Annotated in this window: 13 protein-coding genes; 4 read left to right on the plus strand and 9 right to left on the minus strand. The window is 66.8% G+C overall.

Annotation, left to right across the window (positions count from 1 at the left end):
• Positions 1-2: 2 nt before the first annotated feature.
• The 3 genes from B2R83_RS07230 to B2R83_RS07240 form a co-directional block, all read right to left on the minus strand.
• Complete coding sequence (locus tag B2R83_RS07230) at positions 3-1196, minus strand: efflux RND transporter periplasmic adaptor subunit (protein WP_292039657.1); 1194 nt, start codon at positions 1194-1196, stop codon at positions 3-5.
• Positions 1197-1525: 329 nt separating this feature from the next.
• The gene (locus tag B2R83_RS07235; RefSeq protein ID WP_292039659.1) at positions 1526-2368 is read right to left on the minus strand and encodes an alpha/beta hydrolase; all 843 of its coding nucleotides are present in this window, start codon (positions 2366-2368) and stop codon (positions 1526-1528) included.
• Complete coding sequence (locus B2R83_RS07240) at positions 2365-2580, minus strand: hypothetical protein (RefSeq protein ID WP_292039660.1); 216 nt, start codon at positions 2578-2580, stop codon at positions 2365-2367. The genes B2R83_RS07235 and B2R83_RS07240 overlap by 4 nt, the downstream gene beginning before the upstream one ends.
• A gap of 137 nt (positions 2581-2717) precedes the next feature.
• Between B2R83_RS07240 and B2R83_RS07245 the strand changes: the two genes are divergently transcribed.
• The 4 genes from B2R83_RS07245 to B2R83_RS07260 are packed head-to-tail and all read left to right on the plus strand — an operon-like array spanning position 2718 to position 5628.
• The gene (locus B2R83_RS07245) at positions 2718-3668 is read left to right on the plus strand and encodes a LysR family transcriptional regulator (RefSeq protein ID WP_292039661.1); all 951 of its coding nucleotides are present in this window, start codon (positions 2718-2720) and stop codon (positions 3666-3668) included.
• Between the two features lie 35 nt (positions 3669-3703).
• The gene (locus tag B2R83_RS07250; RefSeq protein ID WP_209587326.1) at positions 3704-4150 is read left to right on the plus strand and encodes a DUF962 domain-containing protein; all 447 of its coding nucleotides are present in this window, start codon (positions 3704-3706) and stop codon (positions 4148-4150) included.
• 51 nt (positions 4151-4201) lie between these two features.
• Positions 4202-5140: a DMT family transporter gene (locus tag B2R83_RS07255; RefSeq protein ID WP_292039662.1), complete on the plus strand. Its 939-nt coding sequence runs from the start codon at positions 4202-4204 to the stop codon at positions 5138-5140.
• Complete coding sequence (locus tag B2R83_RS07260) at positions 5137-5628, plus strand: GNAT family N-acetyltransferase (RefSeq protein WP_292039664.1); 492 nt, start codon at positions 5137-5139, stop codon at positions 5626-5628. Before B2R83_RS07255 ends, B2R83_RS07260 begins: the two co-directional genes overlap by 4 nt.
• Positions 5629-5908: 280 nt before the next feature.
• Here the strand turns inward: B2R83_RS07260 and hutI are convergent, their stop codons facing one another.
• Genes hutI through hutU form a run of 6 tightly spaced genes read right to left on the minus strand, consistent with a single transcriptional unit; the run spans position 5909 to position 13172 of the window.
• Entirely contained in the window at positions 5909-7141 is a 1233-nt protein-coding gene (gene hutI / locus B2R83_RS07265) for an imidazolonepropionase (RefSeq protein ID WP_292039665.1), read from the minus strand.
• Positions 7134-7739, minus strand: a complete 606-nt coding sequence (locus tag B2R83_RS07270; RefSeq protein ID WP_292039667.1) for a HutD family protein — start codon at positions 7737-7739, stop codon at positions 7134-7136. Before B2R83_RS07270 ends, hutI begins: the two co-directional genes overlap by 8 nt.
• Positions 7736-9103, minus strand: a complete 1368-nt coding sequence (locus tag B2R83_RS07275; RefSeq protein ID WP_292039669.1) for a formimidoylglutamate deiminase — start codon at positions 9101-9103, stop codon at positions 7736-7738. The genes B2R83_RS07270 and B2R83_RS07275 overlap by 4 nt, the downstream gene beginning before the upstream one ends.
• On the minus strand, positions 9100-9888 hold the full coding sequence (gene hutG / locus B2R83_RS07280) for an N-formylglutamate deformylase (RefSeq protein WP_292039670.1): 789 nt from the start codon (positions 9886-9888) through the stop codon (positions 9100-9102). The genes B2R83_RS07275 and hutG overlap by 4 nt, the downstream gene beginning before the upstream one ends.
• 21 nt (positions 9889-9909) lie before the next feature.
• Entirely contained in the window at positions 9910-11457 is a 1548-nt protein-coding gene (gene hutH / locus B2R83_RS07285) for a histidine ammonia-lyase (protein ID WP_292039672.1), read from the minus strand.
• 11 nt (positions 11458-11468) lie between these two features.
• Complete coding sequence (gene hutU, locus B2R83_RS07290) at positions 11469-13172, minus strand: urocanate hydratase (RefSeq protein WP_292039674.1); 1704 nt, start codon at positions 13170-13172, stop codon at positions 11469-11471.
• Between the last annotated feature and the right edge of the window lie 126 nt (positions 13173-13298).

Consider the following 13298-nt stretch of genomic DNA (forward strand, 5'->3'; position numbering starts at 1 on the left):
TCTTACTCCTTGGCGGTATTCAGGGCCAGCTTCGCGCCGTCCCTGGCGGCGATAGCGGCATCCATCGGCACGATCTGCGGCGCCACCGGCGCGCCGGGGCGCACGCGCTGCAGGCCATTGACGACGATCTTCTCGCCGGCCTTCAGGCCCGAACGCACCACGCGCATGCCGTCGACCACCGGGCCGAGGGTCACCGGGCGGTACTCGGCCTTGCCGTCTGCGCCCACCACGACCACGAACTTGCGGCTCTGGTCGGTGCCGACGGCGCGGTCGTTGATCACGATGGCCTTGCCGGCCTCGCCGCTGCCCACCTGCACGCGGGCGAACAGGCCGGGCGCCAGGGCGCTGTCCTTGTTGGCCAGGGTAGCGCGCATGCGCACGCTGCCGGTGCGGGCGTCGAGCTGGTTGTCGACGAATTCGAGCTTGCCCTCGTGCGGGAAGCCCTCTTCGTTGGCCAGTCCGACCTTCACCACCGCTTCCTTGTCGCGCTGGGCGCCGACGCGCAGGTAGGTCTGTTCGTCGCCGTCGAAGCTGGCGTAGATGCGCTCCAGCGAAACCACCGAGGTCAGCACGGCGCTGGCATCGACCAGGTTGCCGAGGGTGATCTCGGCCTTCGACACGCGGCCGTCGATCGGCGCCGTGACGCGGGTGTACGCCAGGTTCAGGCGCGCCGCTTCATACTGCGCCTGGGCAGCCCTGGCGTTGGCGTCGAGTTCCTTCTGAGCGGCGGCCTTTTCGTCGAACTCGCGCTGGGCGATCGCCTTATCGAGCAGCAGGCGCTCGGCGCGCTGCAGTTCCAGGCGCGCCAGGTCGGCTCTGGCGCGGGCCGCGCTGGCGGCAGCGCCTGCGCGGTCGGCTTCGGCCTGGTAGGGGCGCGGATCGATCACGAACAGCACCTCGCCCTTCTTCACTTCGGCGCCCGGCTTGAAATTGACGGCGGTGATGTAGCCGCTGACGCGCGAACGGATCTCGACCTCTTCTACGGCTTCCAGGCGGCCCGAGAATTCCTGGGTTTCAAGCACCGGCTTTTCGATAACGACCGCGGCGGAAACCGGCGGCGCGGCGGGCGCCGCGGCGGCTGCGCCGTCCTTGCTGTTGGCGTCGGCGCAACCGGTGAGCACTGCGCCTGCCAGGCCTGCAGCTGCGAGCAGCCCGACGAGTGTCCTTACTTTGCCCATGTGTCGTTGGTTAGTCATGATCAACCTTTCTTATTGAAGAGACAAAAACTTCCCTGTCCGCAGCCGGGTACGAGCCGGATGCGGGGAAAAAGAGGGCCTGTCCACGCCCGCAGGCGTGGATGCCGCATTCCTTACTGGTATGGAGGCCGCGCGCTCAGCGCGGAAGAAGCACTGGCGTCAACAGCGCACGGTGCGCAGGTGGTGCATGTTCATGGCTCACCTCTTTCGTTAGACGGTTCCCTCACGTCGCCGGAGCGACGAATTTTTGGGAAAAAACGGGCCTCCCTCGTGCTCGCGGCACGTGGTTTTTTGGGAAGGCAGTGATGGTTAGCTCTGGCGCTGACTGGTCAGCGGTCCAGTCCCGCAAGGAAGGTGGCGATCTCGGCGAGCGCGTGCACCTTGCATGCACATTCATTGCGCCCGTCGGGCTCCTGCAGGGGCGCCGGCGGCATGCGCCGCACCGTGGTGCGGACGCCGGCGTTGATCAGTTTGGCGCCGTATTGTTCGGCCTCGTCGCACAATGGGTCGTCCTCGGCGGAGAGGATCAAGGCAGGCGGCAGGTTCTTCAATCGGGTCGAACGCAGCGGCGAGGCATACGGATGCGCGCGGTCGGCGGCGTGCGGCAGGTAGCCGCGGTAGGCGGCGGCGCAGTCGCTGGTGACTTTTTCGCGGTCGGGGCACTGGTTCATCTGGCGCATCGAGCCGGTGGACAGGCCGGGATCGAGCATCGGCATGATCAGGATCTGGCCGGCCAGCTTGGGGGCGGCGCGGTCGCGCGCCATCAGGGCGCAGACGGCGGCCAGGTTGGCGCCTGCCTCGATGCCCATCACCACCAGCTTCTTGCCGGACCAGCCGAGCTTTGCCTTGTGTTTGGTGGTCCAGAGCAGCACGGCGTGCGCATCTTCCACCGCGGCCGGGAAGGGGCTCACCGTTGCCAGGGTGTAGTTCGAGGCGAGCACCGCGCGCTCTTCGTTGCATTGGGCCATATGGCGCAGGAATTCGTCCGCCTCCTGCAGGTCGCCCGAGACGAAGCCGCCGCCATGAAAGAACACGACGAGCGTATCGCGCTTGGCGGGCGTGCCGGCGGTGTACAGGCGCGCGGCAAGCGCTCCCTGTGCGCCGGCCACTTCCAGCTCGCGCACGTCCACGCTTGCCGTGGCGGCTACTTCGCGTTCGAGTACCGCGCTCATTGGCGGCCTCCTTCCGGCGCCGCGGCCCAGCGGCTGGATTCGCCTTCCGGGCATGCGTCGCAATCCAGTTCCAGCTGGATCGAGAGTGCCTTCAGGCCGCGCGCTTCCGCGCCGGCAGCCTGCGAATAGGCGTCGGTCCCCAGCAGGCCTGCCAGCGCTACCCCGCTCAGGGTCACTGCTACCGTGGTGAAGATTCCGTCCCGCATGCTCATGACCAGCTCCGTTTATGTTTACATTTTGTTGCGATGCACACACTATAGTCTTCAACTACAATCGGATAAAGATGTCAATAACGAATTGATTGTTCAGATTGCCGAACAATCGGCCAAATCGGGAAGGTGAGATCCTCATGAACAAGCTCCAGGCCATGGAAGTTTTCATCCAGGTGGTCGACTGCGGCAGCTTCACCAAGGCGGCCGAAATGCTGAACCTGCCCAAGGCGACGGTCTCGACGCTGGTACAGACGCTGGAATCGACCTTGTCGGTCAAGCTGCTGCACCGCACGACGCGCCAGGTGATGATCACTTCGGACGGCGCGGCCTACTACGAACGCTGCGTGCAGATCCTGTCGGATGTGCGCGACGCCGAGGAATCGCTGTCGCGCCACCGCCTGAGCCCGAGCGGGCGGCTGCGCATCGATACGCCCACCGGCCTGGCCTCGGAAATCCTGATCCCCGCCCTGCCCGCCTTCTTCGAGCGCTACCCGGACATCACGCTCGAACTGGGCAGCACCGACCGTCCGGTCGACCTGGTCGAGGAAGGGGTGGACTGCGCCGTGCGCGGCGGCGAGCTGGTGGACCCAAACCTGATCGCGCGCCGCATCGGCGTGATCAACTTCGTCACCGCCGCCTCGCCTGCCTACATCGAACGCTACGGCATGCCGGAACATCCGCGCGACCTGGACCGCCACCGCTGCGTCAACTACTTCTCGGCCAAGACCGGCAAGATCTCGAAATGGGACTTCACTCGCGACGGCGAGCGCATCGAAGTGGCGCTGCCCGGCTCGATCGCCCTGAACGACTCGAACGCCTATGTGCATGCGGGATTGGCGGGACTGGGCGTCATCATGATGACGGACTACCTGCTGGCGCAGCACATCGCGGCGGGGCGCATGGTGCAGGTGCTGCCCGAGTGGAGCAGCGACGCGCTGCCGGTGCACGTGGTCTACCCGCAGAATCGCCACCTGTCGGCCAAGGTGCGCGTGTTCGTCGAATGGATTTCCGAGCTGTTCGCGGCCCACCCGAACCTGCGCCTGCAGGCGCCGCGGCCCAGCGTTCAACAGGAGCTGGAGACGGTGTAGAATCGGCCGAAACAACAGAGCACACGGAGACAAGCATGGACCACAGCGCATCCCCCCGCAACATCGACGTCCTGCTGGCGCGCTACGCCGAAAGCCACCGCAACCACACCAACGAGATCATCCACTTCGTGTGCATCCCGCTGATCGTCCTGAGTTTGCTCGGCATCCTGTGGGCGATCCACCCGGTGGTGGCGATCGCGGCGACGCTCGCCTCGCTCTACTACTACACCAAGCTGTCGCGCGGGTTCGCCCTCGGCATGGGCGTCATGAGCGCGGTGATGCTAGGCTTACTCGCGCTGATGCCGGACATGACGGTGCTGCCGGTGTCGATCGCGATCTTCGTGGTGGCCTGGATCGGGCAGTTCATCGGCCACAAGATCGAGGGCAAGAAGCCGTCCTTCTTCGAGGACCTGCGCTTCCTGCTGATTGGGCCGCTGTTCGTGCTGTCCTTCCTGTATCGCCGCATGAATCTCGCGTACTAAGGCGTATTCATTCAACCTGCAAGAACGCGCGGGAGCACGTATACTCGCGCGATGCCTTCTTCCGTCCTCTTCACCGTCGCCTCCCTGATCTGGGGCTCGACCTTCTTCGCCATCACCCTGCAGCTGGGCGAAGCGCCGCCCGCCGTCTCGGTAGCCTACCGATTCTTCCTGGCCGCGGCCACCCTGTTCCTCATCTGCCTGGTGCGCCGCGACAGCCTGCGCCTGCCGCTGCGCACCCACGGCTGGATGGCGCTGCAGGGCGTGCTCACCTTCTGCATCTCCTACCTGTGCACCTATCAATCCGAGCAGTACGTGGTGTCGGGCCTGGTGGCGGTGGTGTTCGCGCTGATGGTGTTCTGGACGCCGCTGCTGAGCAGCCTGTTCTTCGGCACTGGCATCAGCCGCCGCACCGTGGCCTGCGGCGTGGTCGCGATCGCCGGCGTCGCCCTGCTGTTCTGGCATTCGATCGGCACCGCCTGGCGCGATTTCCAGGCCGGCGGCAGCCCCGCCTTCATCGCCGGCGTGATCCTCGCCCTGGCTGCCACCATCGCCAGTTCGGCCGGCAGCATCGTCGTCACCAAGGTGAAGGAACAATGCGAAAACCTGCCCCTGACCATGGCCTGGTCGATGCTGTGGGGCGCGTCGCTGGTGACCGTGTGGTCGCTGGCGCATGGCGACCGCTTCGTCATCCCGAGCAGCCCGACCTACTGGGCCGGCCTGGTCTACCTGTCGATCTTCGGCTCGGTCATCGCCTTCTTCGCCTACTTCACCCTGATCGGGCGCATCGGCGCGCAGAAGACCGTCTACATCGGCGTGATCACGCCGGTGCTGTCGGTCCTGCTGTCGATCAAGCTCGAAGGCTACCGTCCCGGCCCCGTCGAATTCGCCGGCATGGTCCTGTGCCTGGCCAGCGTGGCCTGGGCCCTGCGCGCACCCGCGGCCAAACCCGTGCAATCCGCAAACCTGAACAATCCACTCGAAACGCCATGAGCACCACTTTCTCCATCCGTCCCGCCCAACCCACCGACGTTACCCACATCCATTCCATGATCGTGGAGCTGGCCGTGTTCGAGAAACTCGAACACCTGGTGGTCGCCACCGAAGACCTGCTGCACGAGGGCCTGTTCGGCAGCCGCCCGTCCTGCGAAGCCATCATCGGCGAGGAGAACGGCGAAGTGGTCTGCTTCGCGCTGTTCTTCCATAACTTCTCGACCTTCCTGACCAAAAAGGGGCTGTACCTGGAAGACCTGTACGTGCGCCAGTCGCACCGCGGCAAGGGCTATGGCACCAGGATGCTGACGCGCCTCGCGCAAATCGCGGTCGAGCGCAACTGCGGCCGCTTCGAATGGTCGGTGCTGGACTGGAACGCGCCGGCGATCGGGTTCTACCAGCAGATGGGCGCCGACATCCTGCCCGACTGGCGCATCTGCCGGCTCACCGGCGACACCCTCACCGCATTAGCGGAACGCCGCGTATAAAGAAAAACCCACGGGGCCGTGAGGCGCCGTGGGCGAACCCATTTTGTCAAATGGGGAGGGGAGATGGTGAATCACACGCTATTACTATAAGTGTGGATTCTTAATATTCAATTAGGCCTTACATCCGGTTACCCTTGTTACCAAACCGGTTTTTTGCTGCCGTTGAACTGATAATTCCCGAGCTGGAAATTGGTGGTTTGATGAAGGTCAAGCACACCCTATTCAAGAGGGCGTTGCTTGTGCATGCGTAACGGATAAGGCTTGCCCTGTCTCCGTATGTTCACACGCTGATGTGCGCAGCACGCAAGACACCGCCGTTGACGACGCTGCGGCAAGGATTCGATCCCATGGCATAGGCCAGGTCGGCCGGGCGGGCAATGTCCCACAGGGCCAGGTCGGCCCGCTTCCCCACTTCCAGCGATCCGATATCCTCGTGCAGGCCGAGGGCGCGTGCGGCGTGGATGGTGGCGCCCAGCAAGGCTTCCTGCGGCGTCAGGCGCCACAGGGTGCAGGCCATGTTCATGGCCAGCAGCAGGGAGGTCATCGGCGAGGTGCCGGGGTTGCAGTCGGTGGCGACCGCCATCGCCACCTTCGCTTCGCGCAGCGCCGCGGTCGGCGGCTGCCTGGTCTCGCGCAAGAAGTAGTAGGCGCCCGGCAGCAGCACCGCCACCGTGCCCGCGCGCGCCATTGCGTCGATGCCGGCCTGGCTCAGGTATTCGAGGTGGTCGGCCGACAAGCCTCCATGGCGCGCCACCAGCTCGGCGCCCTGCTGGTCGGACAGCTGTTCGGCATGCAGCTTGACCGGCAAACCGAGTGCCCGCGCAGCGAGGAAGATGCGCTCGGTCTGCGCATGGGTAAAGCCGATCCGTTCACAGAAGGCGTCCACCGCGTCGACCAGCCCTTCCTGCGCCAGTTGCGGCAGCATGCGTTCGCATACTTCAGTCACGTAATCGTCGGCCCGGCCCGCGAATTCCGGCGGCAGCGCATGGGCGCCGAGGAAGGTGGTGGCCACCCGCACCGGCAGTCGCCCGGCCACTTCGCGCGCGGCGCGCAGCATGCGCGCCTCGGCGTCCAGCGCCAGGCCGTAGCCCGACTTGATCTCGAGCGTCGTCACACCCTCGGACAGCAGCCTGGCCACGCGCGGCAGGCTTTGCGCCAGCAGCGCCTCGACGTCGGCGTCGCGCGTGGCGCGCACGGTGGACATGATGCCGCCGCCCTGGCGCGCGATGTCCTCGTAGCTGGCGCCGTTCAGGCGCGCCTCCCATTCCTTGCTGCGGTTACCGGCGTGGACGACGTGGGTGTGGCAGTCGACCAGGCCCGGCGTCATCCAGGCGCCGCCGCAGTCGTGTTCCGCGCTGGCCGGCGGCGCATCGCGGCGCGCGCCGAGCCAGGCGATGCGGCCATCCTTCACGGCCAGCGCGGCGTCAGGCATCTCGCCGTAGCCGTCCACGGCGGTAGGCACCATCGTGGCCAGATTCACGTTGGTGAACAGCAGGTCCACAGCCTCACTCATAGCTTTCTTCGTCTTCTTCCTCGTGGTACCAGACGTCCACGATGTAGATCATGCCCTGCCCCGCTTCGAGACGCCAAGTCGAGCCGGGCTCCAGCACAACCGCGTCGTAGCGCACCATGCCGATACGCTCCTTTTCGTTGCGCAGCTCGAGGGCGTCGCCCTCCGCCAGGAACAGCACGGTCACGTCGGCGCGCGCCACGAATGTGGACGAATCGCCCGACAGCCGGCGCCGGCCGAAGGTGTGGTAGCAGCGTTCGCTGCGCGTCATGGCATTGAAGTCGGTGCTGCCGCCGCGGCTGAGTTTCGCGATGACCTGCGAGCTGCCGTCGAAAGCCACTACCGGCTCGGTATCGGTCACCAGGGTCGGCTCGCCGTCGATTTCCAGCGTCATGCCGTGGCCCTCGACCAGGGCCAGCGTCCGGTCCACGCCGGGGAAGGCAGAGAAGGCGCCATCCTTCTCGATGGTGGCCAGGCTCACGCGCCAGTCGAAGTCCTCGAAGCCGGAGTCCGGCGGCCCGATGGCGATTTCGGTCGTGCTGCCGCCGCCGTTCTTCCACGGCACCGGCGACAGTCCCGCGAATGGGATCAGTACGGTCATTGGCTCACCTCGCGCAATTCATTCATGGCCTGGCGGTAGCGCTGCGTGACCGCCTCCTGCGCCACGTGGCGTCCGCCCTGCACCACCCAGCGCCCGCCGCACAGCACGTCGCGCACCAGGTTGTCGTTACCACAGAACAGGAAACGGCCGAGCACGTCCTCGTCGCCCACGCCGTCCAGGTTCGGATGGCTCCCGTCCAGCACCAGGAGGTCGGCGCGCAGGCCTTGCGCGAGCGCGCCCACCTTGCGGCCGGCCGCCTGGGCGCCGCCGCGCAAGGCAGTCTGCCACAAGTACTGGCCGACGTCGCGCTGTTGACGTGTGAACGCAATATTGCGGCGCTGGTGGACCAGGCGCTGGCCGTATTCCAGCCAGCGCAGCTCCTCGACCGGACTTTGCGATACGTGGCTGTCGCTGCCGATGCCGAAGCGGCCGCCCAGCTCGATGTAGGCCTGCAGCGGGAACAGGCCGTCGCCGAGGTTGGCTTCGGTGGTCGGGCACAGGCCGGCGACGGCGCCGCTCTGCGCGATCGCCGCCACCTCGGCATCGTTCAGGTGGGTCGCATGCACCAGGCACCAGCGTTCGTCGAGCCCGATCTGCTCCACCAGGTACTCGACCGGACGCCGGCCGCTGAAGGCGATGCTCTGCTCGACCTCGGGCATCTGCTCGGCGATATGGATGTGCAGCGGACGTCCATCCGGCAGGCCGGCCGCCAGCTCGCGCACCTGCGCGATGCTGGCCGCGCGCAGCGAATGCGGCGCGGCGCCGACTTCCAGCTGGCCGCCGCGCAGGGGCTGGAGCGCCTCGACGATCCCGAGGATATCGTCGACGCCGGTGCGGAAGCGCCGCTGCTCCGGACGCAGTGGCTGCTCGCCGAAGCCGGCATGGCTGTACAGCACCGGCAGCAGGGTCAGGCCCATGCCGGTGGCCTGGCCGGCGGCAGCCACACGCTCGGCGGTTTCGGCCGGTCGTGCATAGGCTTCGCCATCCGGCCCCCGCTGCAGGTAGTGGAACTCGCACAGCGAGGTATAGCCATGGCGCAGGCATTCCACGAACAGCTGGGCGGCGATGGCCTCGATCTGCTCGGGCGTGATGCGGGCGGCGAAGCGGTACATCAGGTCGCGCCAGGTCCAGAAGCTGTCCGGACCCTCGCCGGCACGCTCGGTGAGGCCGCCCAGCGCACGCTGGAAGGCGTGCGAGTGCAGGTTGACCATGCTCGGCAAGACGTAGTCGGCCCGCGCCACGCCCAGGGGCGGGGCGGCCTGCGCGTCGACGCGGGTCAGGTCGCCCTGCGCATCCCATTCGAGCAGCACGTCGCGCCGCCAGCCATCCGGCAGCAGCGCATGGCGGGCGAACAGGGCTCTCATGCGCGCACCCACGCTAGCCCCGCGCCGATCATGTCCTGCAACAGCGGCTGAACTTGCGCCGCCACCTCAGGGCGATATTCGAACGGGGCTTGTTCGTTCATGTACAGGCACTGGCACATCTCGAGCTGGATCGCGTGCACGCCCTGCTCCGGCTGGCCGTACTTGCGGGTGATGTGGCCGCCCTTGAAGCGGCCGTTGACCGCGATGCTGAAGCGGTCCTGGGCGCGGGCGACGCCCACCACCGCCTGTTCCAGTCCGGGAGCGCAGGACGTACCGTCGGCGGTGCCGAAATTCAAGTCAGGCAGGCGGCCTTCGAAGAAGCGCGGCACGATCGATGCGATCGAATGTGCGTCCCACAGCACCACGCTGCCGAATTCACGTGTCAAGCGGTCCAGCTCCGCGCGCAGCTGCTCGTGGTAGGGCATCCAGTAGCGCTCCAGGCGGCGCCGCACCTCGGCCTCGTCCGGCGTCTTGCCCGGCAGGTAGAGGCTCTCGCGGCCGAAGGTGTCGACCGGGCACAGCCCCGTGGTGTCCATCCCGGGATACAGGTTGGTGTTCTCGGGGGGGCGGTTCAGGTCGATCAGGTAGCGCGACCAGCGCGCCGAGATGGTCGACACTTTCAACTCTTCCAGGAAGCCGTAGAGTTCCGGCAGGTGCCAGTCGGTGTCCGCGCGCGCCGTGGCGCAGGGCGCCATGTTGGCTGCGACCTCGTCCGGGATGTCGGTGCCCGCATGGGGCATCGACACGAGCATGGGGAGCCTGCCTGCCTTGAACCGGAAATCCATTGCCTCTCCTGGGTGAAATGATTAAGGGTGCAGAACCGTGAACAGTTCCTTGATTGATGCCGACAGTTCGCCGTTCACGACCATCAGGCGCGCGGCCTCGATGTCCGGGGCGAAGAAGCGGTCCGCATCGTACGGGGCGACACGCGCGCGCAGCTGGGCGTGCACGTGCTCGAGGTGCTCGGAGCTCTTCAAGGGGCGGTGAAACTCGATGCCCTGCGCCGCCGCCAGCAGCTCGATGCCCACGATCACGGAGGTATTGTGCGCCATCTGGTCCAAGCGGCGCGCCGCGAAGGTGGCCATGCTGACGTGGTCTTCCTGGTTGGCCGAGGTCGGCAGGCTGTCGACGCTGGCCGGATGGGCCAGCGACTTGTTTTCCGATGCCAGCGCGGCGGCGGTGACGTGGGCGATCATGAAGCCCGAGTTCAGACCCGGTTCCTTCACCAGGAAGGCCGGCAGGCCGGACAGGTTGGCGTCGATCAGCAGCGCGATGCGGCGTTCCGACAGCGCGCCGACTTCGGCGATGGCCAGCGCCAGCGTGTCGGCGGCAAAGGCCACCGGCTCGGCATGGAAGTTACCGCCTGAAATGATCGCCCCGTCGTCGGGGAACAGCAGCGGGTTGTCGGTGACGGCGTTCGCTTCGATCAGCAGGGTGCGGCCGGCATTGGCGATCAGGTCCATCGCCGCCCCCATCACCTGCGGCTGGCAGCGCAGGCTGTACGGGTCCTGCACGCGCTCGTCGCCCACCAGGTGCGAGGCGCGGATGGCGCTGCCCGCCACCAGCTCGCGGTAGATGGCGGCTGCCGCGATCTGGCCCGGCTGGCCGCGCACCGCGTGGATGCGTGGGTCGAAGGGCGCGTCGCTACCGCGTGCGGCGTCGACCGAGAGGGCGCCGGCCACCATGCCCGCTTCCAGCACGCGCTCGGCCATGAACAGGCCGTGCAGGGCCAGCGCGGTCGAGACCTGGGTGCCGTTGATCAGGGCCAGGCCCTCTTTCGCCGCCAGGGTCACCGGCTCGATGCCGGCGGCGCCCAGCGCCTGCCTGGCGTCCATCAGTTCGCCTTTATAGCGCACAGGGCCGACGCCCAGCATGGCGAGGGTCATGTGCGCCAGCGGCGCCAGGTCGCCCGAGGCGCCGACCGAGCCCTGCGAGGGAATCGCCGGCATGATGCCTGCGTTGTACAGGGCGATCAGGGTCTCGATGATCAGGGGGCGCACGCCGGAATAGCCGCGCGCCAGGCTGCCGATCTTGGTGAGCACGATCAGGCGCACGATGTTGTCGGCGATGAGTTCGCCGGTGCCGACCGCGTGCGACAGGATCAGGTTGCGCTGCAGCGCTTCCAGCTGGTCGTTCGGGATGTGGGCCTTGGCCAGGATGCCGAAACCGGTGTTGATGCCGTAGGCCGGGTCGCCCTTGGCAGTGATTTGCTGGACCAGGGCGCAGGAGGCGTTGACGGCCTGCCACGCTTCGGGCGCGAGGCTCAATGGCACGTGGGCGGCCCAGACGGCGCGCAGGTCGCTGAGCGTCAGTTCGCCCGGTTGCAGGGTCAGGTGGTGGTGCGAGTCGTTCATGGTGTACTGCCTTACTTGATCATTGGGAGATTCAGGCCATTGCGCTTGGCCGTCTCGATTGCACTTTCATAGCCGGCGTCGGCGTGACGCATCACGCCCGAGCCGCTGTCGTTGACCAGCACGCGCGCCAGTCGCTTGGCTGCCGCCTCGGTACCGTCGGCCACGATGACCACGCCCGAGTGTTGCGAATAGCCCATGCCCACGCCGCCGCCGTGGTGCAGAGAGACCCAGGTCGCGCCGCCGGCCGTGTTCAGCAGGGCGTTCAGCAGCGGCCAATCGGACACCGCATCGGTGCCGTCGCGCATGGCTTCGGTCTCGCGGTTCGGGCTCGCCACCGAGCCGGTGTCGAGGTGGTCGCGGCCGATCACGATCGGCGCCTTCAGTTCGCCCGTGCGCACCATCTCGTTGAAGGCCAGGCCGGCCAGGTGGCGCTCGCCCAGGCCGAGCCAGCAGATGCGCGCCGGCAGGCCCTGGAAGGCGATGCGTTCGCGCGCCATGTCGAGCCAGCGGTGCACGCGTGCGTGCTGCGGGAACAGTTCCTTGATCTTGGCGTCGGTTTTATGGATGTCTTCCGGGTCGCCCGACAGCGCCACCCAGCGGAACGGGCCGCGGCCTTCGCAGAACTGGGGACGGATGTAGGCCGGCACGAAGCCCGGGAAATCGAAGGCATTCTCGACGCCTTCGTCCTTGGCCACCTGGCGGATGTTGTTGCCGTAGTCGACGGCATACGAACCCATGGCCTTGAAGTCGAGGATGGCGCGCACGTGCACGGCGCACGAGCCTGCTGCCGCCGCCTTCAGGCGCGCGTGCTGGGCCGGGTCCTGTTGGGCGGCCTTCCACTCTTCCACGGTCCAGCCGGACGGCAGGTAGCCGTTGATCAGGTCGTGGGCCGAGGTCTGGTCCGTGACCAGATCCGGCACCAGGCCGCCCGCGCGTGCACGCCGCACCAGTTCCGGCAACACGTCGGCCGCATTGCCGAGCAGGCCGATGGAGACGGCTTCGCGCTTCGCGGTGTATTCCTTGATCATCGCCAGCGCCTCGTCGATATCGCGCGCCTGCTTGTCGAGGTAGCGGGTGCGCAGGCGGAAATCGATGCTGCTCTGCTGGCATTCGATGTTGAGCGAGACCGCACCGGCAAAGGTGGCGGCCAGCGGCTGGGCGCCGCCCATGCCGCCCAGGCCGGCCGTCAGGATCCAGCGGCCCGCCATGTCGCCGCCGAAGTGCTGGCGCCCGGCTTCGGCGAAGGTCTCGTAGGTGCCCTGCACGATGCCCTGGGTGCCGATGTAGATCCAGCTGCCGGCGGTCATCTGGCCGTACATGAACAGGCCCTTGCGGTCCAGTTCATTGAAGTGTTCCCAGTTGGCCCATTTCGGCACCAGGTTGGAGTTCGCCAGCAGCACGCGCGGGGCGTCCGCATGAGTGCGGAACACGCCGACCGGCTTGCCGGACTGGATCAGCAGGGTCTGGTCGTCTTCCAGTTCGCGCAGCGAGGCGAGGATCTGGTCGTAGCATTCCCAGTTGCGCGCGGCGCGCCCGATGCCGCCGTAGACCACCAGTGCCTGCGGGTTCTCGGCCACCTCATTGTCGAGGTTGTTCTGGATCATGCGGTAGGCGGCTTCGGTCAGCCAGCTCTTGCAGGAGAGTTCGCTGCCGCGCGGGGCGCGGATGACGCGGGTGGGATCGAAGCGGGGGTCGTGGGGCATCGGTGAGTTCATGGCGGCTCCTGGGTTGGAAACTGCAATGAGTCTAAGTTGTCTATACAACCAAGTCAATTCATTTTGTCGACCGCTTTGATGCCTCTGTAGGGTGGGCAGGTTTCCTGCCCACGCGGCGATAGTAAA

It is taken from the genome of Massilia sp. UBA6681 (assembly GCF_002454935.1).
Lineage (GTDB): Bacteria > Pseudomonadota > Gammaproteobacteria > Burkholderiales > Burkholderiaceae_D > Telluria > Telluria varians.